At 70.3% G+C, this 20263-nt stretch carries 19 protein-coding genes and 1 pseudogene; 8 read left to right on the top strand and 12 right to left on the bottom strand.

The window, feature by feature from the left end; translation table 11 throughout:
* Positions 1–59 precede the first annotated feature (59 nt).
* Positions 60–347: a hypothetical protein gene (locus ACZ4SF_RS34835; RefSeq protein ID WP_468392509.1), complete on the top strand. Its 288-nt coding sequence runs from the start codon at positions 60–62 to the stop codon at positions 345–347.
* A 160-nt stretch (positions 348–507) separates the two neighbouring features.
* On the opposite strand, the gene ACZ4SF_RS34830 is transcribed toward ACZ4SF_RS34835, so the two are convergent.
* A complete protein-coding gene (locus tag ACZ4SF_RS34830) occupies positions 508–1299 on the bottom strand; it encodes an alpha/beta fold hydrolase (protein ID WP_468392507.1) in 792 nt (263 codons plus the stop codon).
* Positions 1300–1627: 328 nt separating this feature from the next.
* Here ACZ4SF_RS34830 and ACZ4SF_RS34825 point away from each other — a divergent pair, with 328 nt between their 5' ends.
* The gene (locus ACZ4SF_RS34825; RefSeq protein WP_468392505.1) at positions 1628–2173 is read left to right on the top strand and encodes a GNAT family N-acetyltransferase; all 546 of its coding nucleotides are present in this window, start codon (positions 1628–1630) and stop codon (positions 2171–2173) included.
* A 30-nt stretch (positions 2174–2203) separates the two neighbouring features.
* On the opposite strand, the pseudogene ACZ4SF_RS34820 reads toward ACZ4SF_RS34825, so the two are convergent.
* The 6 genes and pseudogenes from ACZ4SF_RS34820 to ACZ4SF_RS34795 all read right to left on the bottom strand — a co-directional run.
* Positions 2204–2356 (bottom strand): annotated as a pseudogene (locus tag ACZ4SF_RS34820) (IS5/IS1182 family transposase); the annotation flags it as partial.
* Positions 2332–2967: a hypothetical protein gene (locus ACZ4SF_RS34815; RefSeq protein ID WP_468392503.1), complete on the bottom strand. Its 636-nt coding sequence runs from the start codon at positions 2965–2967 to the stop codon at positions 2332–2334. The pseudogene ACZ4SF_RS34820 and the gene ACZ4SF_RS34815, both read right to left, overlap by 25 nt.
* Positions 2968–3275: 308 nt before the next feature.
* Complete coding sequence (locus tag ACZ4SF_RS34810; protein WP_468392501.1) at positions 3276–3590, bottom strand: ankyrin repeat domain-containing protein; 315 nt, start codon at positions 3588–3590, stop codon at positions 3276–3278.
* Between the two features lie 860 nt (positions 3591–4450).
* On the bottom strand, positions 4451–4984 hold the full coding sequence (locus ACZ4SF_RS34805) for a 2'-5' RNA ligase family protein (RefSeq protein ID WP_468392499.1): 534 nt from the start codon (positions 4982–4984) through the stop codon (positions 4451–4453).
* Between the two features lie 322 nt (positions 4985–5306).
* A complete protein-coding gene (locus ACZ4SF_RS34800; protein ID WP_468392497.1) occupies positions 5307–5759 on the bottom strand; it encodes an SRPBCC family protein in 453 nt (150 codons plus the stop codon).
* 296 nt (positions 5760–6055) lie between these two features.
* Positions 6056–6595 carry a GNAT family N-acetyltransferase gene (locus tag ACZ4SF_RS34795; RefSeq protein WP_468392495.1) on the bottom strand — a complete coding sequence of 180 codons (540 nt, stop codon included), beginning with the start codon at positions 6593–6595 and terminating at the stop codon, positions 6056–6058.
* 299 nt (positions 6596–6894) lie between these two features.
* On the opposite strand from ACZ4SF_RS34795, the gene ACZ4SF_RS34790 reads away from it, so the two are divergent.
* The gene (locus ACZ4SF_RS34790; RefSeq protein ID WP_468392494.1) at positions 6895–7254 is read left to right on the top strand and encodes a hypothetical protein; all 360 of its coding nucleotides are present in this window, start codon (positions 6895–6897) and stop codon (positions 7252–7254) included.
* 365 nt (positions 7255–7619) lie between these two features.
* Positions 7620–9149 carry an MFS transporter gene (locus tag ACZ4SF_RS34785; protein ID WP_468392493.1) on the top strand — a complete coding sequence of 510 codons (1530 nt, stop codon included), beginning with the start codon at positions 7620–7622 and terminating at the stop codon, positions 9147–9149.
* Here ACZ4SF_RS34785 and ACZ4SF_RS34780 read toward each other — a convergent pair.
* On the bottom strand, positions 9137–9526 hold the full coding sequence (locus tag ACZ4SF_RS34780; RefSeq protein ID WP_468392491.1) for a VOC family protein: 390 nt from the start codon (positions 9524–9526) through the stop codon (positions 9137–9139). The genes ACZ4SF_RS34785 and ACZ4SF_RS34780 overlap by 13 nt on opposite strands.
* Positions 9527–10067: 541 nt before the next feature.
* Here ACZ4SF_RS34780 and ACZ4SF_RS34775 point away from each other — a divergent pair.
* From ACZ4SF_RS34775 to ACZ4SF_RS34760, 4 genes are all read left to right on the top strand, one after another.
* Positions 10068–12284: a hypothetical protein gene (locus tag ACZ4SF_RS34775; RefSeq protein ID WP_468392489.1), complete on the top strand. Its 2217-nt coding sequence runs from the start codon at positions 10068–10070 to the stop codon at positions 12282–12284.
* Positions 12281–13288 (top strand): hypothetical protein, encoded by a 1008-nt coding sequence (locus tag ACZ4SF_RS34770; RefSeq protein WP_468392487.1) that lies wholly within the window; start codon positions 12281–12283, stop codon positions 13286–13288. Before ACZ4SF_RS34775 ends, ACZ4SF_RS34770 begins: the two co-directional genes overlap by 4 nt.
* Positions 13289–13341: 53 nt before the next feature.
* Positions 13342–14142 carry a hypothetical protein gene (locus ACZ4SF_RS34765; RefSeq protein WP_468392485.1) on the top strand — a complete coding sequence of 267 codons (801 nt, stop codon included), beginning with the start codon at positions 13342–13344 and terminating at the stop codon, positions 14140–14142.
* A gap of 181 nt (positions 14143–14323) precedes the next feature.
* Complete coding sequence (locus ACZ4SF_RS34760; RefSeq protein ID WP_468392483.1) at positions 14324–15247, top strand: immunity 49 family protein; 924 nt, start codon at positions 14324–14326, stop codon at positions 15245–15247.
* Between the two features lie 49 nt (positions 15248–15296).
* Here the strand turns inward: ACZ4SF_RS34760 and ACZ4SF_RS34755 are convergent, their stop codons facing one another.
* The 4 genes from ACZ4SF_RS34755 to ACZ4SF_RS34740 are packed head-to-tail and all read right to left on the bottom strand — an operon-like array spanning position 15297 to position 20168.
* Positions 15297–16340, bottom strand: coding sequence for a DUF5914 domain-containing protein (locus tag ACZ4SF_RS34755; RefSeq protein ID WP_468392481.1), 1044 nt, complete (start codon positions 16338–16340; stop codon positions 15297–15299).
* Complete coding sequence (locus ACZ4SF_RS34750) at positions 16337–17350, bottom strand: phytoene/squalene synthase family protein (RefSeq protein WP_468392479.1); 1014 nt, start codon at positions 17348–17350, stop codon at positions 16337–16339. Before ACZ4SF_RS34750 ends, ACZ4SF_RS34755 begins: the two co-directional genes overlap by 4 nt.
* On the bottom strand, positions 17347–18888 hold the full coding sequence (gene crtI / locus ACZ4SF_RS34745; RefSeq protein WP_468392477.1) for a phytoene desaturase family protein: 1542 nt from the start codon (positions 18886–18888) through the stop codon (positions 17347–17349). Before crtI ends, ACZ4SF_RS34750 begins: the two co-directional genes overlap by 4 nt.
* Positions 18885–20168 carry a polyprenyl synthetase family protein gene (locus ACZ4SF_RS34740; protein WP_468392475.1) on the bottom strand — a complete coding sequence of 428 codons (1284 nt, stop codon included), beginning with the start codon at positions 20166–20168 and terminating at the stop codon, positions 18885–18887. The genes crtI and ACZ4SF_RS34740 overlap by 4 nt, the downstream gene beginning before the upstream one ends.
* Positions 20169–20263 lie beyond the last annotated feature (95 nt).

Below are 20263 nucleotides of genomic sequence, written 5' to 3'. Positions count from 1 at the left end.
CGTTCCCCATCGCTATCGACGAGCGCGGCCCGGCGGCTCACAACACCACAGTCGCCGCGGTGGCCTCTGCCCCAGGTCGTCTGGATGTCTTCTGGGCGAGCAGCGACGGCCAGATCTGGAGCACCTGGTGGGAGGGTGCCCCCGGCAGCTGGCACGACCACGCTCCGTTCCCCATCGGGACTTTCTTCCCTGATCGGCCCGCACCTGGTACCGGCATCACAGCCGTCGCCCGCACCAACACCCACCTCGATGTCTTCTGGACGGGCACGGGCGGCAAAATCTGGAGCAACTGGTGGGACCAGGCCCCAGGCAGCGGCTGGAACGACCACCCAGTGTTCTCCCTCTGACCGCTTGAGCCCCTCATCGCGGAGCAGGCGCCTGCCATGTGGGGGTGAAACCAACGACAGCTTCTGGGTACTCGCCCAGCGCTGGCGTCCGCGCCCTCGCCGCCCAGCTCGCCGAGCTGGCTGACGTGCCTCCCGGCGCCGTGCGGCGCTCGACCTCGGCTCACGCAGCGAGGTGCCGCTCCAACGCAGCGAGGAATGCGTCCGGGTTCTCAAGGTGGCAGGCGTGGTCGCCGGGCAGTTCGAGAACCCGGGTATCGGGCAGCCGTTCGTCGAGGACGGCGACGACCCGCTTGAGCCAGTCGGTGGTCGCGGAGCCGTGGACCAGGAGGACAGGGCACCGGATGTCGGCGAGTTCGGCGACATCGCGGTCGGGCCGGTCGGCCTGCTCCGAACTCCAGGACAGGGCCATCCGGTGCGGGACCCAGCGCGGCCAGGCGGGGTTGTCGCGGGCCTCGTCCTTCGACGGCGCGAGTCCGGCGAGTTCGAGGAACTCGGCCAGGTCATCCTCGCTCACGTCCTGTCCGGCCAGTGCATGCAGGAACTGGTTCAATCGGGCGACCCCGGGGGTGGACTCGCCGAGGCCGTCGAGGATCCAGTACGCCGCGGGCTCCACGAGCGTCAGCGTCCTCACCCGTTCCGGATGAGCCAGGGCGAACTCGATGAGGGCACGACCGCCGCTCGACCACCCCGTGAAGTCGGCCGTCTCGACCCCGAGGGCGTTCACCGTCATGAGCAGCGATTCACACTCGACCGCTGCGGTGTATCCGGCGTCCCCGCGCTCGCCGGCCGAGCCGAGCTCATTGTGGATCGGCTGCACCCTGACGGTCCGCCGTCTCGCCGACAGGGCGTCCGCGAGTGGCGTCCACGACACCCATCCGGTGAGCCCGCCAGGCACCAGGACGACCGGCGGCCCCTCGCCCTTCACCTCGTGGGTCAGGACCCTCGGTCTCATCATCCACCTCTGACGGGTTCACAGCAGATTCCATCAAGGTAATCGCCATCCCGACTTCGCGCAGAGGAGGTCGACCACGAAAGGTCCGAAGCATCAGACACTTACGGACGTGACCGAGTCAGGTCGACGCGGCGTGGTCGTAGTCATCGGGGCGCGCGGTGACGAGCTGCTGGAAGGCGGCGCCGGTGAAGAGCGTGGCGGAAAGAGCTGCGGCCAGGCGGAGATGGGCCGTCGCGGAGGCCGGGGACTGTCTCTTTGATGCGTCGAGTCGGCAAGGCTGGATGGCCGACCCGCCTCGATGTCAGCACCACCTGAGAGGCTCCCCCGCATGAAGCAGGAGATCATGCCCGACCTCACCCAGATCGCCGGGGTGCACGAGGTCACCCCCGGACTGAGGCGACAGCTTGTCGACTGCTGGGTCGCAGTCACGAACTCGGGTGGTGCTGCAGGGTTCCCCTTCCCGCCCGTCCATGACGACGACGTCGCTCCAGTCGCGGACGAACTCCTCGGCAGCCTCCACCCGTCGCACAGCCGACTCATCATCGCGACACTTGACGACGCTCTTGCCGGATGGGGTGTCCTCGACCGTGATCCCTTTCGGCTCGTCGCGCACTGGGGTACGGTCCGTCACCTCCAAACCCATCCGAGCCTCCGCGGGCGTGGTATCGGCTCCGCTCTCATGCAAGAGCTACGGAAGGTCGCCCGTGACGAGCTGGGGCTTGAACAGCTCCGTCTTGCGGCCCGGGGCGAAGAGGGGCTGGAGGACTTCTACGGCCGCCTCGGATGGCGTGAGGTGGGCCGCTGGCCCGGAGCCCTCCGCTTCACGCCCGACGACACCCGGGATGAAGTCCTGATGCTCCTCGATCCTCTCTGACCGGTATCCCTCGACATGTCGTCGTTTCGATCATCCGCGGGCCCGGATGAGGATGGCGGCGAGGTGAAGTGCGGTCCGGTAGGCGGTGGCGAGCATGTCCGTTCGCAGGGCCATGCCGCGCCGCTGCTTGAGCCGGTTGATGCATCGCTCGACAGCGTTTACGGCGCCAGGGGGGCGCGGACCTCGTTGCGGATGGTCGCTGTCTTGGCCGCGAAGGCCTCGAGGTCGAATGCGGCAGGAGGTCTACCGAAGTCCACGGTCTGGGTTACGTCGACAACGGCCGATCCGTCCGCCCAGGAGCAGTCCGGTGCCCAGGTCGTTCCGAACTCATCGGTCTTCCGAACGATCCGGCAAGAGACCGGCTCCGAGGAGCCCGGAGGGGTGATCGTACGCGGGCCGATGATCACGGTGGAGCGAACGTCCGTGCCGATGGTCCGGCTGTCGACGATCTTCAGGAACTCGTCGCGGGCCGTGACCGGGCTGAGCACGGTTCCGTACACCCCGGTGACCGACAGCACGGGCCCCGAAGTCTCCGACTTGCGGTCGGCGGGCTGATAGGCGGCGAACGCAGAGGCGCCGTTCTCGATCTGGCCGGAGAGCATCGAGGCGATGTTCGCATCGGGCTCGGAGTGATCGGCCTCAGTGAAGGTCCCCTTCAGTACCGCCTTGGGCATTTCCAGCCGGTAAGGCCCTGAGGTAACGGCTGCCTTCCCCCGATCCTGCGATGCTGAAGTTGTACTCTCTCCGCTGCCGCCGCAGCCGCCCAGCATCACCGGGACCACAGCCGCACCCACTGCCCACCTGAGATGTCGCTTCACGTCTTTCCCCCACCACGACAGTTCAACATGATCACTGTGCCATGGATCGGACCGCCAGAACGATGCCGCCGCCTATCGACCGTGCACTGTTGGCCATTCGAGAAGTATCGCGCCCAACACCGGGCTCAGTCGGCTGCCACCAGGTCGCTGCGAGACCGAGCACAAGGGCAGCGACGTGGCGGGCTGCGCCGGCAATGAGGGATACCGACGCTATGAGCGCAGAGCCGAGCACTTTCTGGCTTTCACAGCCATAGCCCGCCCCTTCATGTGCCTGCGCCGACTTGTCAGTCGATGTGTCGACGCAACAGCTCCATGGCCAAGGTGTGGTCGTATTCCTCGGCCACGTCCATGGGCGTGGCACCCGTGGGATCTGCGAGCTGAGGGTCGGCACCGAAGGCCAGCAGGATGGCAGTGGTGTGCACGGTCAGCGGGCGTCCGCTCTGCAGCGTGCTGTCGCCCTCGACGTCAACGGCGTGCGTCAGGAGGGTGGAGTCGCCCTGCACCTCGTTGGGATCAGCCCCGGCTGCCAGCAGGCGGGCCAACGTCTCGGCATCCTCGTGCTCCACCGCAAAATGGGCAGGCGTCCAGTAGTCCTTCACGGGGGCATTCAACCGGCCCCGCCCCTGTCCACCAACGAGTTTCCGCGCTGCCCGCGCCACCAATGCAGATGACGTCTGAGCTCCAAGCAGTAGCGCCAGCCCTCGACGTCGCATCCGCCCGCGCGAGCTGCCTGCTGCCGCTCACTGTCCTGATCATCACCAGCGGCACCTGAACGGCGACGGCCGCCGCCCCCTGTCCCTCGTCGTGACCGCAGGGCAGCGGACGGACTGCACCCAGTTCCGTCCGCGCACAGTGGCGACTCCGCACAGCGCGTCGTGTAAATGCCCGGCCGGTCAGTCCCAGTCGGACGGCGGCTGGGCAACTCGGCCGGCCTTGTGCGGCGTGGGAATGTAGTCGCGCGCACCGCTGGGCAATGCGGCGACACACGCCGATGAGCAGGCGTTCACCAGTAGGGGCTATACGTCAGTGGGCACGCGCAGTGAGATCCACATCTGCCGGAGTCCGGCCTGCCCGATGGGGCGGTCGCAGACGCTGCACCTGTGGATGGCCGTGATACCCCAGCGCCGGGGATCCAGGTTTCCCGGGGTGAGGTCCGTGACGGAGTCCAGGGAAGGCTGCAGGCGCGGGAACGGGGGCCGCAACTTGTAGTTGCCGAACATTGCGCGCGTACTCACCGTGCTGCGGGTGAGCTTTACGCATCGCGTGAGCTCATATGGAAACCAGTGCAGCCGGTAAGAGGTGTAGGGCGTGTCCATGGCGCTGCAGGAGTGCACCGCCGCCGGCGAGGCGTAGTTGATCCAGGTCGTGCGGTACTTCCCCTCTTGGCCTCCAGCCCTCTGACCGTCCACGGGATCGGTACGATCGCCGCACCCGCGACGGCTCCGACGTCGGGGGCGTATCAGAGGCGGGGCTCCAGCACCTCCAGTGCACCGGTCTGGGTGTCGTAGCTGCGCAGGGTGGTCAGGCAGGCCGACAGCGGTGGCGTCGGCAGCAGTTCAGGGATCCGCCGGTCGGTGAAGGCTCCGGGCCGCCGGGTCCGGCCGAGGGTGATGTGCGGGCTCCAGCGCTCAGGTTCGTGGAAAGGGCTGAGGGTCTGGGGCGGGCTGTCCGAGGCCACCGCCTCCCACACGCGGCGGTGCAAGCCGGCCAGCGCGGGGTCGAGGTCCAGTGCCCAGGCCAGCACCGAGGTGGGACGCTCGAAGCGGACCACACCGGTGAACCGCACCGGCAGCGGCAGCGCGGCGGCCACCTCGGCGAGCTCCCAGCGGATCGGGGTGGTCAGCTCCGGGCAGGCGGCCAGGGTGAGGTGCGGGCTGTTGGCCGGTGAGCGGTGGCGCGCCTGACTGGGTAGCCCCGCGTCCGCGAGCCGCCGCCAGGCCTCCCGGACCGCCAGATCTGCCGCCTCATCCAACAGGAACTCGACCGTGCGCACCGCGGCAGCCTACCGGCGACCGCCTGCAGCTCCGAGCCCGGTCCCCGGCAGGCGGCCGGGAGTTGGCGCTTCCCACCGGACCGACCGGGAGCTGCTCGCCGCCCTGCCGCTCTCCGGTCCTGCGAACCAGCGCGGAGAGCTTGGTGCGCCTTCACAGCTCGCCAGCCGGCTGAGCGACACCGCCAACTTTGGCGTTCGCGGACTCACTTGGTAAGGCAGAGGTACCGCTGGGAGCGCACCGCGCCGGGGAGCCGGACCGGCAATACCCCGGCCCGCTCCCCGGCACTTGCGCTATCAGCCGGCTTTTCTGCTGGTCAACGGATCAGACCTCGCCGCGCCAGGCACCGGTTTCGTTGCCGCCGCGGGACTCGATGAACTCCTTGAACCGCTTCAGGTCCCCGGTGGCCTGCCTCTTGACGAAGCCGAGCTTGTCACCGACGGTCTCGGCCAGACCCTCGGGCTCGTACTCGAGCTGCAGCATGATCTTGGTGGTGGTGTCGTCGATGTAGTGGAAGGTGACGACACCGGCCTGCTTGGCCTCGCCGCTGACAGTGGTCCAGGCGACCCGCTCGTCGGGAATCTGCTCGGTGATCTCCGCGTCGAACTCGCGCTGGGTCCCGCCGATCTTCGTCACCCAGTGGGTGAGAGTGTCGCTGCGCTGCTCGATACGCTCGACACCGTCCATGAACTGGGGGAAGTCCTCGAACTGGGTCCACTGGTTGTAGGCGGCCCTTACGGGGACGTTGACCTCGATGGATTCTTCGACCTGCGACACAGATGGTCCCTCCTGCATGTGACATAACGAGCTGTGACTGGACGAGTTCCTGCTACGGCGGCGCTCATGCCCGCCCGATCACTTGTGCCCGCGTTTTCCGCCATCCGCCATCCACCATCCGCAAACGCCACAACGGCCTACCGCTCGAAGGGACGAGCACTTCAGTCCGTTGTGGCAGGGGAACCGGCGCTCGCCGATCGTCGTCAGGACGATTCCGCCGGCCGTCTGGCTTCCGATATGAGCCGGCCGGGCCCGTGCCGGGGCCCGGGCCCGGGCCCCGGCACGCCCGGGACCTGTCAGTCTTCGGCCGGGTCCGGACCCCGCAGGGCGCCGGTCAACGGGGCCAGTACGCGCCATCCCGTCATCTCGTACAGGGCACGGCCCTCTGGTGTCGCGCCCAGCACGCCTGCCGTGGCGCCCTGCTCTGCGGCAGCGTCGGTGAGCCTGCGCATCACCAGGCGTCCCAGGCCGCGGCGCTGGTGGGCCGGGTCTGTCTCCACCTGGTCGACGACGGCGGTGTGTCCGGTGACAGCGATCTGGCCGCGCGCGGCGAAAGCGCCGTCGGCAGCGCGCACCAGAGCGCGGGTGACGCCAGCACGTGTCCAGGTGTTCAGCCGATAACCGTCGGGGACTGTGCCCCGGACCCGGGTGGGGACGACGGACAGGGAGGCGGACATCAGGTAGCCGGGTCCGCCGGCGAGATGCCAGCCAGGTGCGAGCCAGGGTTCGAGTCTTTCCGGTGGGACGAAGGCCTTCAACCAGACACCGGGTGTGGCGGCCTGCTTGGTGATTTTGTGGACGGTCGCTTCGTCCGCAGAGTGCAGAACGTGGCGCATGACGTGTCCGGGTAGGCCCACGTCGACGGTGAAACCACAGGCACAAGGCACAGGTTCGGCTGCACCGCGCGAAACGGACCAACCGTGAACCCATGCCCGTACGGCCTCGGCCGTGTGCGCGAACGGCAAGACTTCCCCCTCGTAGGTAATAGGCGAACATCTATAGTGATTATTACATCAAGGGAGTGGTGGAACTCGAAGACGCCCCACCCCGGGCAGACCCCGGCAAGGCTTCGTCACGTCCCTGGGAATCTGATCGGGGCGGCCGTCTGGGTGTCGGCTCGGGGCATACTGCTCGAGTGCGACGCGTATTCGCCCACGAGGCGATCATCCTCATGGAGCCGGACGCAGACCTGCGAGTGCTCGGGGCGGCCATCACTGCGGCACTGTGCGGGCACTGGGAGCACCCCCCGCCGTGCCCACTGGCGTCTCACCATACGCACGCCGAGCGGGCCGGGGAACAGGTGCTTCTACGAACGCTGTTCCATGCCGAAGCAGCAGCGGAGCATGTCGTGCGCGACCGCATCGACAGCGCCCTGTCCGCCGGTCAGATGCCGGGGCCGGACGAAGTGATCACTCGTTGGCGGCTGGAGGAGTCCCGGCCCAGCGAAGTGACCGTTGAGGAGATGGACGTAGCCGAGCGTCTGGCAGATTCCTGACTGCCTTGCAGGGTCCGGCCACCGCGGCGCCGAGCGTACAGCGGGCTTCCCACGGTCCGGTTCGAACTCGTGCGTCCGCGCCGATCCCCTGTGGGCGGCCGACGCGACAGGGTGGTGACCCACGCCTGGCTGGGGCGGGCACTCGTGCAACTGGAGGCGCACGGACGTATCTCGGCGGCGTATCGCGAGGCTCCGTAGCGGCGGAGCGCCGCGACGTGATCTGTGGGGCGGGTGTACTGTCAGAGCACCGGAAGTAAAAACGTGTGATCACTGCTGGGCATCGACGCCGGTTGATGGAGCAGGGGTCACACGCGCATACGCGGTACCGGACGGGCCGCCACTTCTTCACGTCGAAGGAGTGCGCAGTGGATATCCGTCGTAATGGAGTTGTCGAGAATGCCGGCGCTCCCGCCGAAGCCTCTCGTTCGCCGCGCTCCCTCCGTGAAGCGGGGGTAGCCCTCGCAGGGCTGTCAGCGGTGTTTCTGTTCGAGATGCTCGACAACTCGAACCTCAACGTCGCATTGCCGACCATCGGCCGGGAGTTGCCGGCGTCGACGACTGCGCTGCAGTGGGTCACGGGCGTGTATGCCGTCGTGTTCGGCGGGCTGATGCCGGCCCTGGGCGCGCTGGCGGACCGGGTCGGCCGGCGCAAGGTCATGCTGGTCGGGCTGGTACTGCTGGGTGGGGCAAGTCTGGCAACCGTGTTCGTCACCACGGCGGAGCAGCTCATCGCCGTCCGCGCGGCGATGGGCGTCGCGGCAGCGATGACGACGCCAGGCTCCCTCGCCTTGGCGTTCCGCCTGTACGACGAAGACGGACTTCGCGTCCGTGCGACGACGCTGATCTCGACCGTAGGCCTGGTCGGACTCGCGATCGGACCCACGGCGGGTGGCTTCGTGCTCTCGTTCGCTCCGTGGCAGGTGCTGCTGCTGGTGAACGTGCCGATCGCCGCACTCGCGTTCATCGGCATTCGACGCGGCATTCCCGCGGACAGGGCGGACGAGCTGCACCACGACCCGATCGATGGCGCGGGTGCCCTGCTCGGCACGGCCACGATCGTGCTGGCGCTGGTCGCACCGACGCTGTTCGTAGATGCGGGCGCTGCATCGCTGCTCCCGTGGCTGACCACGGCAGCAGCCATCGTGATGGCAACGCTGTTCGTCGTCCGCGAGCGTTCTGCCCGCTATCCGCTGCTCGACCTCGAACTCGTCGCTCGCCCACTCGTGTCGAGCGGTCTGGCGTTCAAGGCCGCCGCAGGACTTGCCACCGCCGGCCTCGGCTACCTCGTGACCCTGCAGTTCCAGCTCGATTGGGGCTGGACACCCGCTCAAGCGGCTATGGGAATGTTGCCGCAGGTCGTCGTACTCATCGCCGGCGGTGCTGTCATCGGTCCGCTGGTCACGCGCGTCCGTCTCGACAAGGCCGCATGGTTCAGCGCCGGAGCTGTCGTGTGTGGGCTCGCCGTCTACGGGCTGCTGGGCCGCTTCGGGTACGTGTGGGTCGCCCTCGCGCTCGTGCTCGTCGCCGCCGGTATGCGCGTCGTGGGCGTCGTCGCCGGGACCAATGTGATGCGTGGCCTCCCGGCCGATCGCACCGCCATCGGAGCGGCGCTGGTGGACACCGCCAGCGAGGTCACCACCGGAATCGGCATCACTGTCAGCGGGACCATCGTCGCGGCGCTCTTCACCGGCGACACCGCCACGTCGAGCTGGAGCACTCACCGGACCACGGAATTCCGCGAGGCGGTCACCTGGGCCGGCCTCGCTCACGGTGTTGGCCGCGGCGCTGGTGGGATGGGGCATCATCCGTGCCCGCCGTGCCGCGGACAGCGCGACGCCATCGCCGGCGGCCGATGCGGCCGGCGAGTAGGCCGCCTTGATCATCAGCCGAGGTAGTTCGCGTGCCCCTCGTCATCGAGCTCGAAGGGACCCTCAGGGATGATGCAGAACTCGTTGCCTTCAGGGTCCGCCATCACCAGGAACCCACCGTCGGCGTACTGCGCCAGCCTGCGCCCGCCGAGCATCTCGACACGTTGCTGCTCGGCGGCTGGATCGGGAGAGGTGATGTCGAAGTGCATGCGGTTCTTGCCCGACTTGGGTTCGGTGGTGTGCTGGAAGCCCAGCCCCAGGCCGTGATCCCGCCGCAGCCAGACGTACGGGCCCATACGGCCCACGACCGGCCGCCCGAGCAGCTCGGACCAGAACGCAGCGAGCCGCTCGGGGTCCGTGGCATCGACGATGAGGGCATTGATCTGCAGAGGTGATTCCGCCATCCCCCGATCCTCTCAAGCGCGCCGGAGCAACTCAGTAGGTGGCGGTTGCGTCCGACGAAGTGCACCCCCCGGGACCAGAGGACCGGTCGGCGCTCCCGCGGACGCCCCGGCCGACGGAACGGCCTCTCTCACGCGGGGACCAGGGATTGCAAACTCGCCAACCTGAATCGGATTCGCCCGCAGCCGGAGCGCACCCTCGGCTGCTGTGGCACTGTGGGCTGAGGCCTGGTTCGGCGCTTTCCCCCGTAGCGTCGGACCAGGCCTTCATCGGGAGCAGCCTCCGAAGAGGCCGGCCCCCTGCAGAGATGTGCCAACTCGGACCGTTCGGGCTGTGGCCCGAGATGATCAAGGAACGGGAACGCGTTTGCCGCAGTGACGCCTACCGCGGAGACGCGGTGGGGTGACAGGGGTGCCCCTCGGGCGAAATCGCTCGTATTCCGGCAGTTCTTGTCATCACGGCCGGATCTGCTGATTTTCCTGTCATCATCGGCGCACCCAGCGGTTCCGCCGCCGGGTTTGTCGTGTGGTGAGGGGGGACCGCATGTCGCGTGCGGAGAGGATCGCGGAGATCCGTCGGCGGCGTGCTCGGCAGGCACAGGCACTGGAGCGCGCTCATACCTGGGTGACGGAGTCCCTGGACCGGCTTCGTGAACTGGAGGCGTTGCGGGCGGAGTTGACGTGCCGGGTGCCAGATGACGCCCGGAGCCGGCTGGCCGCGCTCGGCGCCGAGGTGAGCGGGCTGCTGGAGGAGCTGCCGGTCGAGGCCGCCGCACTCGACGCGGCCGCGGCCCGGTTCCGGCGGGCGACGCTCAACGTGGGCGTGATCGGCAGGGCCCGGCAGGGCAAGAGCCGGCTCATCCAGAGCCTGACCGGGCTGACCGACCAGGAGGTGCCCACCAGCGACGGCGGCTTCTGCACCGGGGTCACCAGCGTGCTGCGCCACGAGGACGGCGTCCCCACCCAGGCGGAGGTCTACTTCCACACCGATCGTTCCTTCCTGAGCGAGGTGATCGCCCCCTACTACGCGGAGCTGGAGCTGGGCCCCGCCCCCACGACTCTCGAACGCTTCGCCGGGCCGCTGCCCCCGGAGCCCGCCGGGGAGAAGTCCGTCGAGAGCAGCAGGTACTCCCACCTGGCGCAGTTCCACAGCACGCTGCCCGAGTACCGCCGCTTCCTGGGCACGGCCTCGCCGCACCGCGTCGGCCCGCAGGAGATCCGCCGGTTCGTCGCCCAGTCCGACGAGCACGACCAGCCCTGCCATGCCTTCCGCGCAGTGAAATACGTGCGGATCACCACGCACTTCGCCCACCAGGACTGGACGGGGCTGTCGCTGATCGACCTGCCTGGCCTCGACGACACCAATTTGCAGGACGCGCAGCGTATCGTGGCCGCGCTGCGGGACGAGATCGACATCGTGGTCTTCGTCCGCCGCCCCGATCCGCTGGGTGACGGCGTCGGTAAGCCCGACCACCAGCTCTACGACCACGTGCAGGAAGGGCTGCCCGCCACCGGGCTGGACCGCTGCTCCTTCCTGCTGATCAACAAGTGCACCGTCCCGACGAGCGACAACAGCGCGAACGCCCGGAGGATGGCCGAACAGTGGCTGCCGGCCTCGCGGTTCACCGTGGCCGAGGCCCACATCGCGGACTGCTCCCGGCCGGACGTCGTGGCCGGAGCCATGGACCGGGTGCTGGACTACCTGCTCGCCAACCTCGACGACCTCGACGACCGCCTCCTCGCGGTGCGCACCGAGAAGGCCGCCGAACTGCACGAACGGCTGGCCCACCTGGCCGCGCGGGCCGAGCGGCTGGCCGACCTGGCACAGCCGACCGAGATCTGGTTCCTGCCGTTCACCACGCTGTTCAAGCAGACGCACGCCCGGCTCGCCCACGGACTGTCCGGTCTGGTACGGGAGTTGCGCGACGAACGTGACCTGACCGACGACCTGCTCGCCGACGCCGTGGAGTCGGTCCTGGAGGCGGCGGAACGCGACCCGGCCCATCCGGCGGTGGACGAACTGGTCGCCCGCGCCGCCGCCGAGGACGGGCTCAGCATGGCGTACGGCAAGTACCTCAACGAGTCCCGGGCCAGGCTGTCCAGGCGATTCCTGGAGTGCGACATGGCCCTGCACGCCCGTACCGCCGACATGCAGCGGCGCGTCGCCGTCGTGCTGCGCGGACCAGGCGGGCTCGGCGGACTCAGCGGTGCGCCGGCCGGACGGGAGTTCCTGCTGGAGGTGGCCGCGCGCGTGCCCCGGGTGCGGGAGGACGGCGGCAGCGAGATCCGGTACGCGCTGCAACTCCTGGCCGGCTTCCAGCTCTCCTACCGGGGCATGCTCCAGCACCGGGTACGGGCCTGTCTGGACGGTCTGCACGCCGACACCCCGGCCATGCCCTTCCCGCACGAGCCCGGCCCGACGGCCCAGCAGGTGCAGGAGATGCTGGAAGTGGCGTACGCCGAGGCGCTGTACCAATGCCGGAGCGAGCTGCACAAGGCGCTCGCGGACCCGAGCGCGGCCATCTTCGCGATCGTCGAGGAGTTCTACGACCGGGTCATCGCGTCGGCGGGCGCCGAGGAGGAGTGGCTGGTGTTCTACCAGGACATCAGGGCCGAGATCTGGCCGGGGAAGTTCGCCGCCCTCGCCGAGGACGCCGCGCACCTGCGGCGCTGGTCCGAGGGCGTTGCCGCACTGGCGGCACTGGCCGCGCCGGGCAGGCCCGGACCGCTGCCCCGGACGCCCGAGGAGGCCGCGGCATGAGCGTGTCCGCCCGCTACGTCCTCGAAGTCACCATGCTCGGCCCGTCGGGAGCCGGCAAGACCTCGCTGCTGGCCTCGATGTACGTCCAGTACTCCTCCGTGATCGGCGGCACGGACCTGGACCTCACACCGGTGGGCGAGACGGCGACGAAACTCAGCGACGTCGTCGCGGTCCTGAAGTCTCTCTCCCGCTCGGTCCAGGTCCGTGACGCGGTCACCAACACGGCCAGGTACGAGCTGCACCGCTACGAGATCGCGGTCGGCCGCAAGAACAAGAACCCGCGCTTCGTCCTGAGGTTCACCGACTACGCCGGCGGACTGCTGCGCGAGCCGGACGGCACCCCGGTCGCCCAGGGCGTCAGGGACGCGCTCGCCGGGAGCCCGGTCGTCGTCCTGGCGGTCGACACGCCCGCGCTGGTGGAGCGTGACGGCCTGTACCACGAGCGCGTCAACGAGCCGTACCTGATGTACGAACAGGTCAAGCACATCCTGCGGACGGACGACAAGCCGCGGCTGCTGCTCGTCGTTCCCCTCAAGTGCGAGAAGTACGTCGCCACGGAGCACGGCTCCGCCGAGTTGCTGAGCCGGGTGCGCGCCGGATACCAGCCCCTGTTCGACCACCTCGCGCACCCCACCGTGCGGCCCAGGGTCGGGTGCGTCGTCATCCCCGTGCAGACCACCGGCTCGATCGTCTTCTCGTCGATCACCGAGTCGCCGGACGGCGACCTCCGCTTCCTCTACCGCAGCCGCCGTGCCGGGGCCGAGTTCCGGCCCGTCCACACCGACCAGCCCCTGCGCCACGCCCTGCGCTTCGTGCTCAACGTCTATCTGCGCGAGCGGCGCGGATTCTGGCGTGAGGCCTTCGACGACATGTTCGGGCACGACCAGGCCCTGGAGCGGGCCATCGCCCAGTTCGCGGAGGGCACGGTGACCGGGACGGGCATCGAGGTCGTTCAGCATCACCCACATCTGAGGCCGTCGGCGGCGGGGAGGGCGCGAGGATGACGACCTGGTTCGTGCAGTCCCGCGGGCGCCTTCCCACCCAGGACTACTCGTAGATGCCGGTTCGCCGGCAGAACGCGAGCGCGCTGTCGCCGGACGACCTGCTGGCCCAGGGCTGTGCGGGCCGCTCCATCGGCGAACTCATCGACGACTCCAAGCCTTCCCTGCTGCTGTACGCGCTGCGCGAGTCCTCCCACCGGCAACAGGTGTGGATCCTGCTGATGACCGGCCTGTCCGGGGAGACAACCGCCGAGCGCGACCACATGAACCGCGACATCCGTGTGCTGGTGCTGGGCATCGGCATCGGCCGCTACCCGCCACGCGGGCTGACCGCCGTCGCCTCGCTGTTCCTCACCGGCGGGCTGCGGGCCGGGGTGCCCATCTCGTACGGCCTTGAGGGCGCTGAGGGGTACGCCGTGAACGCCGAGGCGTGGGATGCCGTGGTGGCACGGGCCACCCGGCTCGACGTGCCGCCTGCGGACCGGGTGTCCGGTAAGCACATGGTGGCGCTCGACCAGGACTCCCCGGCCAACCGGCAGCGTGCCGCCGGCATGCTCAGCCATGCGCAACGCTGCTTCACGCAGGGGACGTTCTCAGCGGGCGAGGCCGGTCTGGTGGGGCGCAAGGCCCGGCCGCTCATCGTCGTCACAACACTCCTGGGCGAGGAGTCGCTCAAGAGCCTCAGGCCTTGGTACGGCCTCAGTCAGCACGTCGTGGGACAGCAAGTGGTCGGTACGAGGCGCGCCTTGGGCGACTCCGTCGTGGACCGTATCAAAGGGGTGGGCTCGGTGTTCGTGATGTGCGCCCTGCTGACCGTGCTGGCGGCGGCCTGCGCGATGTCCCTACTGCTGTGGTGAGTCGGGAGCCGAACAGCCCCCCGAACGCCGTTGTTCCTGCCCTTGAGGCTTGTCGTGATCACAAAATGAGCAGCGACAGAACGAACGCGCTGGTCAGAGCTGGATCCTCGGATGGGCACGGTGGTCAGCGCGCAGAGTGGGACTGGACTGCGCTGTCAGTGGGCACTGCCAGGATGGCAGCATGATTACCAAGGAAGTGACGCGTCACCCAGTCGCAGAGCAGCGGATCCAGCAAGCCCTTGAGGGCATGTCCGGCCGGGCCTTCGGCCGGTGGCACGACATGCGCTACGGCGGCGTGCCGCTGCGGCGTGGGCTCAGGGAACTCGGCGAAGAGCTGGCCGACCACGTCGCCGCGCGCACCGTGCCCGACCCGGCCCTGGGTACGCCCGACTCGCGCGGAGCCCTGATCACAGCTGCCGAGTGCGCCCTGGGTGTGCTGAGCCTCGCGTGTTTCCCGGACGGTGACTTCTCGGTTCCCCTCCCCCTCGTACGAGAGACGCTCAGCAGCGAGGAGCTGCACTACGAGGAGAGGTGGGAGCCGGCCCACCCGGGAACCACGGCGCGGACGTGGACCGACGCGTTCGCGTGGTCCGTCATCAGCGGACTGATTTGGGAGCGAAACCGGGTGATCGGCCCTCTGCTGCGCGAGGACTATGCGCCCGCCATCCGTGCCGGCGTTCCGTACTCGAAGCGTGAGTCGGTGTCCGGTCCGGCCGACCTCGCCGAGATGGACGCGCTGTGCGGCTACCTGACCGTCGTCCAAGGACGCTGTCCCGGCGCTCTCCCCGGCCCCGTGCCGCTGGGCAAGCCGGACGCGGCCGAGCGGTCGCGTGCGGCCGAACAGCTCGATTCGGCCGGGACGTTGACGCCGGATCAGCGGCTGTTGCGTGTCCTGCTCGACGACGACCAGGCCGCGTTCGAGCAGGCCCTGGAGGAACGACTCGTGGCGCATCGCGAGAGCGCCGGTGCCGACCCCGCTGCCCGGAGCCTGCTCCCGGTGGGAGCCGTCGCGCTGGCCGCCCTCGCCTCTGTCGCGCACGGCTGGCAGTTGGGCATCCGATCCGCCTATCTGCCCGAAGCGCTGGTGCGTGCCCCGCAGCAGTAAGCGGCCGGCGGCGCACGCTGAGCATCGGTCTGACGCGGATGCCGCTCGGTCAGCCCGCGGGAGGGGGCCACTCGCTTGGCCCGGAGCCGGGGAAGCGGCCCGTCGAACGCAGGGCCCAGCGGCGTTCGGCGTAGGACAGGTCGTCGCGCCACAGGCGTCCCGCGGCGTAGCGGATCGCCGGGCGCAGCAGGGGGGCCGCCCGGCGCGCGAGGGTGAATCCGGGCCGTCCGGAGGTTGCCAGGACCGCCTCCACCACTGCCGTGCGCGGCCTGCCCAGGGCGTCGGCTCCCAGCGGTGTCGCGTGGGTCTCCACGATGGAGTCCTCGCCCTCGCCGTCGGTGATTCGCATGACGACCGTGCGCGGTCCGGGGGCTGTGAACAGGGCGCGGACGGGGACGACGAGTCTGCCGGCGATCTTGAAGGAGACATCGACCGCGAACGCGTTGCCGTCCTCGCGTCGCCCGGGAACGTCCACGACGGTGAGGTCGACGAAGGAGTAGGGGTGGAACCAGGTCCCGTGCCAGGGATCGAGGCGGTTGGCGACCACGTCTTCCGGCTCACAGATGCCGGTCCTTGTGTACACGGCTGCCAGTGCGCCGGACGCGGCGGGACGGGGCGGCACCAGTGGCCGGGCGGTGGGCTCCTCGCCTCCGGCGCCGTCGAGCCGTACCCAGAGCAGCACCCCGTCGTCGTGGGCGGGCCACGGTTCCCAGCCGGCGAAGGGCCTGCCGTCGAGGGCCAGTCCGTGCCAGTGGCAGAGCAGGGTGCCGCAGTGCACCCGGCTGTCGGCCAGGGGTGCGCCCAGGTGGGGACAGAGACCGGGCCCGGCGACGATGCCGCCTTGCGCGTCGCGCCAGAGCACCACCTCTTCGCCGGCGACGGTCCGGCCCAGCGGCCGGTCCGGTCGCAGGTCCCGGGACGAGCCGACGACGTACCAGTTGCCGGTCGGCCGGCCCTGCGCCCGCCCCAGCGCGTCGGCGATCAGCGCGGGCCGGGCCATGAACCAGGTCGGGTGCTGTCGGTGCCAGGCGACGGGATGCCGGCGCAGGCGCAGGGGCAGCCGGGTGCGCCGGGGCGCGGGAGGGAACGTCACGCGGCCTCCTTCCGGGCGGGTGACGGGCAGGGGAACGCGGCGGGGGCACCGGTGAGCCTGCGCCGGGCTGCGAGGCGCGCGGCGATCACCCGCAGCAGACCGTCGCCGGCGACGAGCGCGCGGCGCCTGCGGGGCACCGCCGCGCGGCGGTGCAATACCGCCCAGCCGTCGGCGGCCACGGCGTCCAGGATGCCGCCGTACAGTACGAACGCCGTGCGGATGCACGGCCGGGTGACGGGGTCGAGCATCGACACGCCCGGGGCAGCACGCCGGTAGGCGTCATGGGCGAGGGCTGCGAACGCCCGCAGTGCTGCGGTGATCCGGTGGTCGGCGGTGTTCGTGTCCCGGCAGCGGCGCAGCAGCTCCCGGTCGACGCCGTGCGCGGCGAGCAGGTCCTGCGGAAGGTAGATCCGGCCGCGGTCGAGGTCCTCGCCGACATCCCGTAGGAAGTTGGTCAGCTGAAAGGCGACGCCGAGTTCGGCCGCGTAGGGCGCGGCCTCCTCCTGGGGCACAACGGTGCCGAGGACGGGGAGCATCTGGAGGCCGATCACCGCTGCCGAGCCGTGCATGTAGGCCCGCAGCTCGCCGTAGTCGGCGTACTCGGTGACGGTCAGGTCGCTGCGCATGGAGGCGAGGAAGTCGGTGAAGTGGCGGTGATCGATGGCGTAGCGGCTGCTGCTGTCGGCCAGCGCGGCGACCACCGGCACGGTGTCACGGGCGCCCGCGAGACCGCAGGCCAGGTCGTTTCTCAGCCTGTCCAGGGCTGCGGCACGCCCAGGTGTGTCATCGGCGTCGCGTGTGCCGGCGCCGCCCTGAGCGTCGACGATGTCGTCGGCCCAGCGGGCGAAGCCGTACAGGGCGTGCACGGCGGGGCGCCTTTCCGGGGGCAACAGGCGGGTGGCGAGGAAGTAGGTGCGGCCGTGCCGGGCGTTCAGCTCCCGGCACTGTGTGTAGGCAGCGCGCAGGCGCGGGTCGCGGATGCCGGCAGCGTCCAGTTCCCGGGCGGTCACGGGCGTGCTTCTTCCACGTTGCGGCGGCTGCTCGGCGCGGAGACGGCGCGGGACCGGGCCCGGCCGGCGATGCGCGCGGCGGCCAGCTTGCCGGACAGCAGCACGGGTGGCACGCCGACGCCTGGCGTGGTGCCGCAGCCGGCGAGTACGGCGTTGGTGGTGCCACGCACCAGGTTGCGCGGGCGGAAAGGCCCGGTCTGGGCGAAGGTGTGCGCGGCGGAGAACGGTGTGCCCGCCGCATGTCCTTGCGCACTCCAGTCGGCGGGGGTCACGAGGCACTCCTCCTGGATGGCCGACGCGATGCCCGCCAGGCCGCGGCGGTCGAGTTCGTGCAGCAGGCTGTCGCGGTAGCGCGCGGTGAGAGAGGACCAGTCGGATACGCCCGGGCCGATGTCGGTGTTCGGACAGGGGGCGAGGACGTAGTGCAGGTGGCGGCCCGGCGGGGCCAGTCCGGGATCGGTCGCGGTGGGCCGGGTGATCAGCAGGGAGGGGTCGCTCATCAGCTCGCCGGTGCGGGTCAGTTCCTGGAAGGTGCGCTGCCACGCATGCCCGAAGGACAGGGTGTGGTGGGCCAGTTCCGGCCAGGTGCGGTCGCAGCCGGCGTGCAGGAGCACCGCGGACGGGGCGTGCCGCAGCCGTACCGCGCGGCGCGGGGCGCGGCCCAGCAGGCGGTAGGTCACCGGCAGGTCGGGGGTGAGGACGACGGCGTCGCAGGCGATGCGCTGATCGTCGGTCACCACGGCGGTGACGCGTTCGCCGACGCGTTCCAGACGGGTCACCCGCTGCCGGTAATGGAACTCGGCCCCGGCCCCGGCTGCGACGTCGGCCATCGCCCGGGGCAGGGCGTGCATGCCACCGCGCGGGAAGTACACCCCGGCAACGGTGTCCATGTAGGCGATCACCGCGTAGGCGGCAAGGGCCCGCTCGGGCGGGACGCCGGCGTACAGGGCCTGAAACGAGAAGACGCGGCGCAGCCGTTCGTCGCGCAGATGGCGGGCGATGCGCGCCTCCCAGCTGCCGAAGCCGCCGAGTGCGGCGAGCCGCAGCAGGCCGGGGGTGAGGAGCTCCACCGGCGAGTCGAAGTCGGCATCGAGGAATCGGCCCTGCTCGGCCTGGTACAGCCGGCCCAGCCAGTGCCGCAGCCGGCGGTATCCGGCGGCGTCGGCGCTTCCGGCGAACCGTTCGATCTCCGCCTCCATCGCCCCGGCGTCGGTGTGCACGTCGAGGACGCTGCCGTCGGCGAAGCGCGCCCTGTAGGCGGGATGCAGCTCGATGAGTTCGATGTGGTCGCGCAGCGAGGTTCCGACCGCGGCGAACGCCTCGTCGGCGATGTCCGGCATGGTGAGCACGGTCGGCCCTGTGTCGATCAGGTAGCCGCCGAGTTCCAGTCGTCCGGCGCGTCCGCCGGGCCCCGGCTCGCGTTCGACCACGGTGACGCGGCGGCCGGCGCCGAGCAGGTGCAGGGCGGCGGACAGGCCGGACAGTCCGGCGCCGACCACCACCACGTGGTCGGTGCGTCCCGGGATCTGTCGGGTCACCGGCCCGCCTCCGTCTCCGCGGCGGCCAGGACGGCGGCCGGTGGTCCGCTCGGCTCGGGCACCTGGCCGGAGGTTTCGGTGATCCCGGTCAGCAGGGCACACAGCCGGGCAGCCGCGCCCGGCTCCAGCGTCGCGGTGCCGAGCTGACGCAGGCACTGACGGGTCAGTCGGGCGATCTTCGCCTCCACCAGATCGCGCGTGCCCGTGGCGGTGAGGACCTGCCGCACCTCGACCAGTTCGCTCTCGCCCAGATCGGTGCGGCCGACCGTCCGTTCCAGTACGCCGAGGGCGTACCGGTCGCCGGCGGCCGTGGCGAGCGCCCGGGCGACGGCCAGCGGATAGGTGGGCTTGCCCTGGCGCACGTCCCCGCCGGACGGCTTGCCGGTGACCTCGGAGTCCGCGAAGAGGTCGTCCAGGTCGTCCCGCAACTGGAAGGCGAGGCCCGCGCTGCGCCCGGCGCGGCGCAATGTCGCCGTGGTGGCAGCGTCGGCTCCGGCGAGAACCGCGCCCAGCTCCAGCGGCCGTTCCACCGTGTACCGGGCGCTCTTGAGGCAGGCGGCGCGAATCGAGCGGGTCACGGTGCGGACGGACGTGGCCTGGCCCTGCACGTCCAGATACTGGCCCGCCGCCATCTCGGTGCGCAGGGCGCGCCACACCGCGTTCAGCCGGCGCGCGCTGTCGTGCGAGAGCCCGGCGTCCAGCAGCAGGCTCGCCAGTGCGTCGTCCGCCCAGACCAGTGCGAGGTCCCCGGCGAGCACCGCGGCGGACGTGCCGAGTCCGTGGGCAGCGGCCTGGGATGTCGCTGCGGCGTACTGGTCGGCCACGTCGGCGTGCAGGGACGGTGTGCCGCGGCGGCTGAGTGCCCGGTCCATGAGGTCGTCCTGGATGAGGGCGCAGGTCTGGATCAGTTCGAGGGCTGCCGCCGTCCGCAGTGCCGCGCGCACCTGGGCGGTATCCCCTCCCCCGCAGGCGCGCAGGGACCACCACATGAGTCGGGGGCGGATTCGGCGTCCGCCGTGCCGGGTGAAGCGCGCCACCCGCTCGGCGATGTCGTGGGCGAAGACCGCATCCAGCCCGCGGCAGCCGGCGAGGCGGTCGGCGAGCAGCGCCCGCAGCTCCCGGTCGAGGACGCCCGCGACATCGGCGTCCACAGCGGACGGGTCCACAGCGGCTGCGTCGACCGGTCCGGTCGGCTCCCTGGTTCCCTGGTGGTCGGCCACAGCGGGTGGCGTGCGCGGTGAGTCCGTCGTGAGACCACGGACCGCCCGGATGGAACGCATCACGGATCCTCTCGCCCTCTGCGGGGGCTACGCCCCGAAACCTGCTCCTGTCGCACCGGTTTGCTGCGTTGTCACACATTCCGCGCCGGTCGCCC

The sequence above is a fragment of the Streptomyces sp. NPDC027663 genome (assembly GCF_055566415.1).
Note: the sequence above shows the minus strand (reverse complement) of the source record. Positions and strands in the feature narration are given on the sequence as shown.

Excerpts from the sequence above, each read along its gene's own strand:
- ACZ4SF_RS34765 (WP_468392485.1), top strand. The coding sequence starts at position 13,342 with ATGCCGGTTCGCCGGCAGAACGCGAGCGCGCTGTCGCCGGACGACCTG.
- ACZ4SF_RS34740 (WP_468392475.1), bottom strand. The coding sequence starts at position 20,168 with ATGCGTTCCATCCGGGCGGTCCGTGGTCTCACGACGGACTCACCGCGC.
- ACZ4SF_RS34775 (WP_468392489.1), top strand. The coding sequence starts at position 10,068 with ATGTCGCGTGCGGAGAGGATCGCGGAGATCCGTCGGCGGCGTGCTCGG.
- ACZ4SF_RS34760 (WP_468392483.1), top strand. The coding sequence starts at position 14,324 with ATGATTACCAAGGAAGTGACGCGTCACCCAGTCGCAGAGCAGCGGATC.
- ACZ4SF_RS34825 (WP_468392505.1), top strand. The coding sequence starts at position 1,628 with ATGAAGCAGGAGATCATGCCCGACCTCACCCAGATCGCCGGGGTGCAC.
- ACZ4SF_RS34795 (WP_468392495.1), bottom strand. The coding sequence starts at position 6,595 with ATGCGCCACGTTCTGCACTCTGCGGACGAAGCGACCGTCCACAAAATC.
- ACZ4SF_RS34830 (WP_468392507.1), bottom strand. The coding sequence starts at position 1,299 with ATGAGACCGAGGGTCCTGACCCACGAGGTGAAGGGCGAGGGGCCGCCG.
- ACZ4SF_RS34780 (WP_468392491.1), bottom strand. The coding sequence starts at position 9,526 with ATGGCGGAATCACCTCTGCAGATCAATGCCCTCATCGTCGATGCCACG.
- ACZ4SF_RS34770 (WP_468392487.1), top strand. The coding sequence starts at position 12,281 with ATGAGCGTGTCCGCCCGCTACGTCCTCGAAGTCACCATGCTCGGCCCG.